This is a genomic window from Deltaproteobacteria bacterium, assembly GCA_016223005.1.
In the GTDB taxonomy this organism is placed as follows: domain Bacteria; phylum Desulfobacterota; class GWC2-55-46; order UBA9637; family GWC2-42-11; genus JACRPW01.
Genome location: JACRPW010000099.1, coordinates 1 through 7,533 on the forward strand (window position 1 = coordinate 1; position 7,533 = coordinate 7,533).

The window sequence follows — 7,533 nt, forward strand, 5'->3', positions numbered from 1 at the left end:
CCGATACTACTTCTTCCTCAGAAATTTTATGCCAGCGCATTCTGTTTTTTGCATGCCGCGCATACTTTATCGGCTTCATTGATTATATCCTATCTTTTTTAGTAACAAATTTTTCAATATCAAAATCAAAAAGGGCTTTTGAAGCCTGTTTAAGAATATCTGAATCAACATAAAGTTTGCCTAAAATACTTTTAGGTTTTTTCAGCTCTTTTAATTCTCTTTCTAGTTTTTCAATTTTTTTAATTATTGCTTGAGTAGTCATGGTTTTACTCTATCATACTTTTAAATTGGAAGTCAATTTTTTGAATTACCTCGTCTGTGTAATTTTTTGAAAGGAGAAAATAAAAAAGATGTTGCACAAATCATAAATGTCATTCCCGAAGGCTTCTATCCCCGATAGAAACATTCGGGGACAAATCCAGTTCTTTCGGAAATCGGTCGGAAATCGGGGACGGGTTCATATTTTTAGGGACGCAATAAATCACGAGGCCGGTCTTACCCATTTCTTGAGATTCAATGATGCCAAACACTACATAAAGGCAGGTTATTTTTATGATAGAGAGCATACAGAAGGCGCCAACTGGGACTATTCAGGGAATAAGTTTGTTACAGGCATTCAATACACATTTCCCAAAGATATAAGGCTCAATGCGGATTATGAATACAAAGAGGTTTGCTACAAAAACATCAACATCTTCTTTGACGAAAAGAGAAAGGACATAGAAAGGGCAGTAAGCGGGTCTATTTCAAAGGATATTATTAACAACCTAACCCTCTCTCTGGAATATTTGAGAAGGGATAATATGTCTAATATAGCCCTGTATGATTATGACAAAAATCTTTATTCAATAGGATTGAGTTGGAGATGGTAGGTATTTTTAAAAGGGCTAAAGATCATCATAAACAGAACGGCGATGTTCAACACCGTAAAGGGTTATTGCTTGTTTACCATGATCTACCCATAGAAGGACACGGTAATCACCAATGCGATATTTCTGGAGTCCTTTAAGGTCTTTTGGAGGATTTTTCAGAGGAAACTTAAGAACCTCTGGGTGTTGACTCAACCATTCTAACTTTTTAAGGATGCGGGAGGATATATCTCTATCCATGTTCTTTAAGTCTTTGTCAAAGTCAGGGGTAGTTTCTATTCTATACACAGTTCCTTCTTCAGTTCCTCAATGGGTCTGGTTTTACCAGCCAGATGGTCTGCGCGGGAACGATGCATCTTGGCAAGGAACTCTGGGTTGGAGAGGAGAAGAAAATCCTCCAATTCATCCTCAAGTTCTTGAAAGGCAGAAGCAGCCTTAGACATCTTTTTTATCAAAATGGCAGGAACCTCAATGGTTTTTGGCATGTTCATCACCTCCTTGATTTTAAGGATAATAAAATGCTGGTTTTAAGTCAAGGGGTTTATCTAAGAATGAATAAATCTTGAGTTTATAACCCAAAATCCGCCATTGGCGGAGAGGGTTTGTGTGAACTATAAAAATAATCCCTGCTCACCTGAGGGGTGAGACGGAAGGAGGGAAAGGAAAATGAAAGGATTATTAAGAACTTTAATCGCAAGTTTTATAACTTTGTTGTTTGTTTCAACCGCTTATGCCGGGCCTTTAGAAAAAATTACCAAAACAATAGCTTCAGAGGCAATTTCAGAAGCACTTGGAATACCTCCGGTAGTAGGGGTTGTCAAAACGGTTGTAGAGCAGTTAAGCCCGAAAGAACAAATAAATAACGCTGTGAAGATGGAAGTGATGAAAAAAATGGCTGAGCACTTGGAATCAACCGGAAAACTCGGCAGTCTTAAGATAAGCAAATCACAATTTATTCTTTATATGCTAACACAGATGCCATTGTCAGAATCCATAACAAATGCAATGTTGGGAGGCAGACTGGATGAAGTAACTAAAGATACACTTGAAAGGTTCTCAAAGGTTCCACCAGATGAATTAAATGCAATAGAAAGGCTGTATCAGAAATGGGCGAATGTACAATTAGGATTGGAGGAGATAAGCACCGGAATTAAAGGAATGATAAACGATACAAGGGATCTGACTGTTGAAGCAACTAAAGAAGGCTATATCGTTACAGAAAGAAAGATGGTGGGTTTAGGACATCAGATCACGATAGAAAAAATAGAAACATCTAAATCCCCTTCCGACGCCTCTAAACTCTCTTACCGCAATGCCCAGCAGCAGCTTACGCCTACTAAGGTTGAATTCAGGCAGGAATACGACTTACTCTTCACACAATCGGCTGACTCTCTGGGTTCGCGGTATGGCTCACATTCTGGCACAATTACAGATGGAACAAGGTTTAATATAAGCGGCGACTCCGGGGCTGGGGATTTTACAGGTTCATTCAGCGGGAGAACTATAGCAGAGCCCGGCTATACACCAACAACGCATAACAATACACTAGGCTCAGGAACCTCTGTAGGAACGGTTTCAGCTAAGGGGTTTAAAGAAGGAGACCTAAAAGGTAACATGACCATTACTATTCCCGCAGGAACTCAGGCGGTAAATGTTTCAGGGAATATAACAATTAGTAAAGATGGTTCGTTGTCAATGCCAAGTTATAGCGGACCCGTCACAGATAATGCTACAAACACTAAAGTAGGCACCATGACTGGCTCATTGAGCCAAAGCAAAACAACGCCTTAAGAATTATAGAAAACAATATCGGAGGGTTTATTATGAGACAAAAAGTTTTTAGCATGGTCATAGGAGTAACTATTGCATTTGTCATTATAGTATCTTTGATAGGGTGTGTTTCTGATTTATATTATAAGGCCGGTGGAGGTACTGACACCCTTATTAAAACTGCATCATTTGACAATGATTGTCCACCAGACAAGATATCTATTATTTCAAAGGACGAAGGTTTTGGGCATGCAAATGTATTGTTAGATGTTTGCGGTAAACAAATAAAATATAAAAGAACTGGCACTATATATCATAGGGCAGATCAAAGCCCAATCCCCAAATAACACCTGACAAATCGGTTGGAAGACATATAAACAAAATAACCTTAACATGAGGATTTTATGAGAAAAATTCTTTTTCTATTGCCTATCCTTCTGCTTTCTGCCTGCAGCCAGCAGGTTTATAAGGATGTCTTTAATACAGACAGCGGGCCGAATGTGAGGACTTTTAATGCCTCTGTTGATACCTGTCATCTTGCGGCTAAAAGAGCAGTATTGAGCCAGAACTTCAGGATAGAAAAAGAGGATTTGCAGGCAAAATCATTCACTGCAGCAAGGTATTTTGAAGACGGCAAGGACAGCACCGTCCTTACAATCAATGCAAATGTAATAGCCACAGGCGATAAGGCGACTGTTTATATCAGCGCGGTGCAGCATGTAGACAAGATAAGGACAAAAACCGACAGGCTCGGACTGACTCTTGGGTTAATCCCTATTGGAAGCGAAGCCACAAAAGTTAAACAGGAAGAGAGAACCGTTGAAGATGCGGAGTTTTACAAGAAGTTTTTTGATGCGGTTGAGAAGGAGATAAAGGTTATAGCGGCAAAGCCTTAAGTGGAGGCTGTTCAATAACCAAGTTATTTTTAATGGCTTTATCCAAATATCTTTACAGAATGAGGGTAAGGATGGTATTTGAAATGTTCATCAAAGGCAAAGACGGCTTCAATCCCGAACTGATTTATCACGACAAAGCTTGTGCAGTCTGTAAAACTCAACCTCTTATCTTCAAACTTTCTGAATATTGCTTTAGCAGCAGTTTCAATGTGCTCATCGATTTTCAAAATGTTTATATGACTCTTGCCTATCTCGTCCATAAATTTAACGGAAGTAGTGTGACTGCCTCTCATTTTAAGGAGCGTATAGCTTTCATCCAAAATATAATCGGAAGTATAAATAATTGCCTTTTGCTCTTGAAGTTTAGTATGGATGGCTTTGGCGTTGGAATTATTCTGGTCTTTAGGAATAGCAAGGGCGCAAAAGGCGCTGGTATCAATAAAAACCTTCAACTCGGAACCTCGCCATACAGGTATTTGTCATGATGGATGGAAAGGTCAATATCATAACAATCTTTTGCGATATCAATTATCCCGATAAGACTGCATTCTTCCGGAGCAATACGCTCAACTTCATTTGCAAGGATTATTTTAAGCCTCTTATGTTCAGGCATATCAACTTTCTCCAATGGCTTAAAAACGCCATCCTCAAAAATAGCGGTTATTGTCTGCGGCATATTTTTATCACCTCCTGCTCTATGATAGCAAATCTATTTGAAATTTATCATACATGCGGCTTTCTGTCAAATTTTGAGATACACAGGCCATTGGCCTTTAAATATTATTTTCAGGAGGGTTTGTCATGAGAAACAAGGAGGATAAGGAAATGAAAAAGCTATTTGTGTTAAATTTGGTTCTGATGATCATTGCGTTTTCAAATGTTTGTTTGGCAGGGTCTTGGATTAGTGGCGCAAAAGAAGGTGTTGCAATTGGAGGGTATGATACGGTTGCCTACTTTACTACTCAAAAAGCAATAATGGGTTCCGTGAAAAATAATTATGAATGGGGTGGCACAGTCTGGTTCTTCGCATCCCCTGAAAACCGAGACCTTTTTATTGCCGATCCCGAAAAATACGTACCACAGTATGGCGGGCATTGCGCTCTCTCTGTGTATAATGGCAAAAATGCCAAAGGAGATGGAGCGGTTTGGACCATATATAAAAAAAAATTATATCTCAACTTCAATAGAGACGTACAAGACCGTTGGCTTAAAAATATGTCTGAATATATTTATTATGCCGACCGTGAGTGGCCCAAAATTAAAGCACGATTAGAAGAATAGAAGAAACTCCATAATAGGTAGAGGACTATTTCTACGACAAAGAATTCGCTCAAGGGGACAACTGGGACTATGAGGGCAATAAGTTTATTGCAGGGCTTCAATATACATTTTCAAAAGATATAAGGTTCCATGTGGACTATGAATACAAACAGGTTCATTATGAAAACATCAATATATACTTTGACGAAAAGAGAAAGGACATAGAAAGGGCAGTAAGCGCTGTCATATCAAAGGACATTATCAATAATCTAACCCTCTCTCTGGAATATCTGAGAAGGGATAGTATGTCTAATATTGCCTTATACGATTATGAGAAAAATCTATATTCAGCAGGGGTGAGTTGGAGGTGGTAAGACCATCGCTACGGTTTTGTTCTCATAACAATTTTAGCGGTTGTGGGTAAGCCTTCTGTAGTGTATGGCAAATAAACTAAAAGTTCAGGAAATCGATGCCGTATGATTTTACATCGTTAGAATGTTTTTGGTCGTATTTAATAATGGCTTTGGCTATAAGTGAAAAATTATCCCCCGGTAATGTATGGGGAATTATAAGGACTCCGTTATGATGGCGATGCTCATTAAAAAACTGAACGGTCAGACGAATAAAATCATTCCTATTACGGGTTACAAGGCATCTGCTTTCAGAGGCAGCCCGTTCAAGATGTTCAATGTCTTCTGCCTGCACCATGCCGATTTCATGGACGCTTACAGCATCTATGCTGTGTTTTCTGAGTATCTCTGCAATCTTCGGGCTCAAATCTTCATCAAGGTAATATTTCAATGGCTGCCCCTAATAAGGAAAGGGTATCTTTTATGAACATGCCATTCAGTCAGTTCCTCGTTCTGTTTTATAAGATGGCCAATCTCTTCAGAATATGCCTTGTAATAACCAATAGCAGACTTAATCTGTTGTTCTGTGAGCCAGTGATAAGATTTTTGCAGGCGGTCAAAGTCCTTGTTAACGGCTTTGTATACTGCAATAACCTCCCAAACCTCAATGCCTGTGCCGGCAATCCGCGCCCTTCGTCCTGCGGTTCCTTCGGTAAAGATAATCCCCGGACATCGCTGCATCCTTACTGCCTCCTCAAGCAGTTCATTTGCTACAGCAGAAAATTCCTTGCCGGCATCTCGGGCTATTTGTTCAATCTCTTTGAGGGTTTTTTCCCGAACCCGTATACTCTTTTGAACCGTTGGCATATTCCCCCCCTAAATACATTACATTGTATGACGCTATATTACAATATAGTAACCATTGATGTCAAGCATTAAAAAGGTCATTAAAAAGGTCAAAAAATCCCCTGTTGTCAAAAAATCCCCTTGACACAAAAACCAACATTCTGTATTATAGTAATACAGTAACACCATATAGGGGATAAACAAATATGAGAACCACAGTAAAAGTCAGAGAAAAATATCAAGTTACAATACCGGAAGATGTGCGGGAAAAAATACCCTTAAAAGTAGGGGAAAGGGTAGAAGTTATAGCCCGCGGACAAGAGATTGTAATCCATCCTGTCATAAATATCCCTCGCAGTCAGGCATGGTTTTGGAGCAAAGAGATTCAGCAAAAAACAAGAAAGGCAGACGAAAATTTTAAATCTGGAAATTTTAAACGATACAAGAATATAGACAGCCTGATTAACGACCTGAAAGATGAATAAAATTGCCGTAGATATAGAGCCTGATTTTTTCTCTCAGTATGACGAACTGCCGAAAGAGATTAAAAAAAAGTTTAAGAAACAACCGAAGTTTTTAAAAGAAAACCCCCTGCATAAATCATTACAAATCCATAGACTGGAAGGCAGTGATTTCTGGGAATTCTATATAGACAAAGGCTATAGATGTGTTTTTAAACAAGAAGGAAACATCTACAAACTATATTTTATCGGGACACACGAACTGATTGATAGATTTTAGCATTACATAATCATATCAGGATACAAAACATGGCAATCTTTAGGATAGAAAAATGCTACACCTGCAACTACAAGCACAACCAACCCCGCATCGCAAAAAACAAACCATGTCCCAAGTGCGGCGCTCAAATGGCATGCTGACACCGAATACTTGAGCCGCATCCCTTTTATCATCGCGCACCTCGCTGCGACTCCTTCGCAAAGTACGCTGCCGCGTTTTTTAAGATGTCACGCTCCATCCTTACTTCTGCCAATTCTTTCTTCGCATTCCTTAATTCCATCTCTAATTCCGTCAGCGGTCTGTAGTTTTTGCCTACTTCCCCAAGTTTGCCTGCCTTATATGCCTTGACCCAGTTGCTTAGGGTTGACGAAGCCAAGGACAACCTCTTTGCCGCCTCATGCACTGACAAACCTTCCTATACTATCTGCTTTACTGCCCCCTGCCTAAATTCCTTCGTGTACCTTCCATACGGTAACCTTTCCATCTGAACACCTCCAGTTTTGTATATTATACCAAACTTTGGCGTCCACTTTTTCTATCCTATATCATTCATCAGTTGTATGAGTTTTTTTGAGCCTTCACCTTTTGGGAGATGAGCAGTGATTTCTTTTCCTGTTATGTCATGCGGAGGGGTTGTCTCCATTTTAGCGGCATCTGAACCGCCATTCCAAACCATAAGATGCCTGTAACTCACACCCGGATAAAACTTAATGCCTTCTTCTGAAAGTTCCTTGTCCAAATCAATAATGATTTTTTTGCCTCGTCTGTTGTTATATGCCCGCACTGTAATCATTCATAAAA

At 39.4% G+C, this 7,533-nt stretch carries 17 protein-coding genes and 1 pseudogene; 8 read left to right on the top strand and 10 right to left on the bottom strand.

From position 1 onward, the window contains the following. Nucleotides 1-82 precede the first annotated feature (82 nt). Nucleotides 83-262 (bottom strand): hypothetical protein, encoded by a 180-nt coding sequence (locus HZC45_09490; GenBank protein ID MBI5683370.1) that lies wholly within the window; start codon nt 260-262, stop codon nt 83-85. 106 nt (nt 263-368) lie between these two features. Here HZC45_09490 and HZC45_09495 point away from each other — a divergent pair, with 106 nt between their 5' ends. After that, nucleotides 369-872 carry a DUF560 domain-containing protein gene (locus HZC45_09495; GenBank protein ID MBI5683371.1) on the top strand — a complete coding sequence of 168 codons (504 nt, stop codon included), beginning with the start codon at nt 369-371 and terminating at the stop codon, nt 870-872. Nucleotides 873-887: 15 nt separating this feature from the next. Here HZC45_09495 and HZC45_09500 read toward each other — a convergent pair whose 3' ends face one another. Together HZC45_09500 and HZC45_09505 are read right to left on the bottom strand one after the other, a co-directional pair. After that, nucleotides 888-1,157: a type II toxin-antitoxin system RelE/ParE family toxin gene (locus tag HZC45_09500; GenBank protein MBI5683372.1), complete on the bottom strand. Its 270-nt coding sequence runs from the start codon at nt 1,155-1,157 to the stop codon at nt 888-890. Next, a complete protein-coding gene (locus HZC45_09505; GenBank protein MBI5683373.1) occupies nt 1,145-1,354 on the bottom strand; it encodes a hypothetical protein in 210 nt (69 codons plus the stop codon). The genes HZC45_09500 and HZC45_09505 overlap by 13 nt, the downstream gene beginning before the upstream one ends. Nucleotides 1,355-1,535: 181 nt before the next feature. Between HZC45_09505 and HZC45_09510 the strand changes: the two genes are divergently transcribed. The 3 genes from HZC45_09510 to HZC45_09520 are packed head-to-tail and all read left to right on the top strand — an operon-like array spanning nt 1,536 to nt 3,535. Beyond that, a complete protein-coding gene (locus tag HZC45_09510) occupies nt 1,536-2,660 on the top strand; it encodes a hypothetical protein (protein MBI5683374.1) in 1,125 nt (374 codons plus the stop codon). Nucleotides 2,661-2,692: 32 nt separating this feature from the next. After that, nucleotides 2,693-2,986 (top strand): hypothetical protein, encoded by a 294-nt coding sequence (locus HZC45_09515; GenBank protein ID MBI5683375.1) that lies wholly within the window; start codon nt 2,693-2,695, stop codon nt 2,984-2,986. A gap of 57 nt (nt 2,987-3,043) precedes the next feature. Further along, nucleotides 3,044-3,535, top strand: a complete 492-nt coding sequence (locus HZC45_09520) for a DUF2242 domain-containing protein (protein MBI5683376.1) — start codon at nt 3,044-3,046, stop codon at nt 3,533-3,535. A 38-nt stretch (nt 3,536-3,573) separates the two neighbouring features. On the opposite strand, the gene HZC45_09525 is transcribed toward HZC45_09520, so the two are convergent. Then, nucleotides 3,574-3,987 (bottom strand): type II toxin-antitoxin system VapC family toxin, encoded by a 414-nt coding sequence (locus HZC45_09525; GenBank protein MBI5683377.1) that lies wholly within the window; start codon nt 3,985-3,987, stop codon nt 3,574-3,576. Then, nucleotides 3,984-4,211: an antitoxin family protein gene (locus HZC45_09530; protein MBI5683378.1), complete on the bottom strand. Its 228-nt coding sequence runs from the start codon at nt 4,209-4,211 to the stop codon at nt 3,984-3,986. The genes HZC45_09525 and HZC45_09530 overlap by 4 nt, the downstream gene beginning before the upstream one ends. A 125-nt stretch (nt 4,212-4,336) precedes the next feature. Between HZC45_09530 and HZC45_09535 the strand changes: the two genes are divergently transcribed. Both HZC45_09535 and HZC45_09540 read left to right on the top strand, forming a co-directional pair. Then, nucleotides 4,337-4,816, top strand: a complete 480-nt coding sequence (locus HZC45_09535; GenBank protein ID MBI5683379.1) for a YHS domain protein — start codon at nt 4,337-4,339, stop codon at nt 4,814-4,816. 32 nt (nt 4,817-4,848) lie between these two features. After that, nucleotides 4,849-5,169: pseudogene (locus HZC45_09540) on the top strand (DUF560 domain-containing protein). A gap of 76 nt (nt 5,170-5,245) precedes the next feature. Here HZC45_09540 and HZC45_09545 read toward each other — a convergent pair. Beyond that, nucleotides 5,246-5,596, bottom strand: a complete 351-nt coding sequence (locus HZC45_09545) for a DUF5615 family PIN-like protein (GenBank protein MBI5683380.1) — start codon at nt 5,594-5,596, stop codon at nt 5,246-5,248. Beyond that, nucleotides 5,593-6,012 (bottom strand): DUF433 domain-containing protein, encoded by a 420-nt coding sequence (locus HZC45_09550; protein ID MBI5683381.1) that lies wholly within the window; start codon nt 6,010-6,012, stop codon nt 5,593-5,595. Before HZC45_09550 ends, HZC45_09545 begins: the two co-directional genes overlap by 4 nt. Before the next feature lie 185 nt (nt 6,013-6,197). On the opposite strand from HZC45_09550, the gene HZC45_09555 reads away from it, so the two are divergent. Together HZC45_09555 and HZC45_09560 are read left to right on the top strand one after the other, a co-directional pair. Next, nucleotides 6,198-6,476, top strand: coding sequence for an AbrB/MazE/SpoVT family DNA-binding domain-containing protein (locus HZC45_09555; GenBank protein ID MBI5683382.1), 279 nt, complete (start codon nt 6,198-6,200; stop codon nt 6,474-6,476). Further along, complete coding sequence (locus HZC45_09560; GenBank protein MBI5683383.1) at nt 6,469-6,732, top strand: hypothetical protein; 264 nt, start codon at nt 6,469-6,471, stop codon at nt 6,730-6,732. Before HZC45_09555 ends, HZC45_09560 begins: the two co-directional genes overlap by 8 nt. A gap of 2 nt (nt 6,733-6,734) precedes the next feature. Here the strand turns inward: HZC45_09560 and HZC45_09565 are convergent, their stop codons facing one another. The 3 genes from HZC45_09565 to HZC45_09575 all read right to left on the bottom strand — a co-directional run bounded on the left by HZC45_09565 (nt 6,735) and on the right by HZC45_09575 (nt 7,525). Continuing rightward, nucleotides 6,735-6,905, bottom strand: a complete 171-nt coding sequence (locus HZC45_09565; protein MBI5683384.1) for a hypothetical protein — start codon at nt 6,903-6,905, stop codon at nt 6,735-6,737. After that, nucleotides 6,902-7,108 carry a transposase gene (locus HZC45_09570; protein ID MBI5683385.1) on the bottom strand — a complete coding sequence of 69 codons (207 nt, stop codon included), beginning with the start codon at nt 7,106-7,108 and terminating at the stop codon, nt 6,902-6,904. Before HZC45_09570 ends, HZC45_09565 begins: the two co-directional genes overlap by 4 nt. Before the next feature lie 159 nt (nt 7,109-7,267). Next, the gene (locus HZC45_09575) at nt 7,268-7,525 is read right to left on the bottom strand and encodes a hypothetical protein (GenBank protein ID MBI5683386.1); all 258 of its coding nucleotides are present in this window, start codon (nt 7,523-7,525) and stop codon (nt 7,268-7,270) included. Nucleotides 7,526-7,533 lie beyond the last annotated feature (8 nt).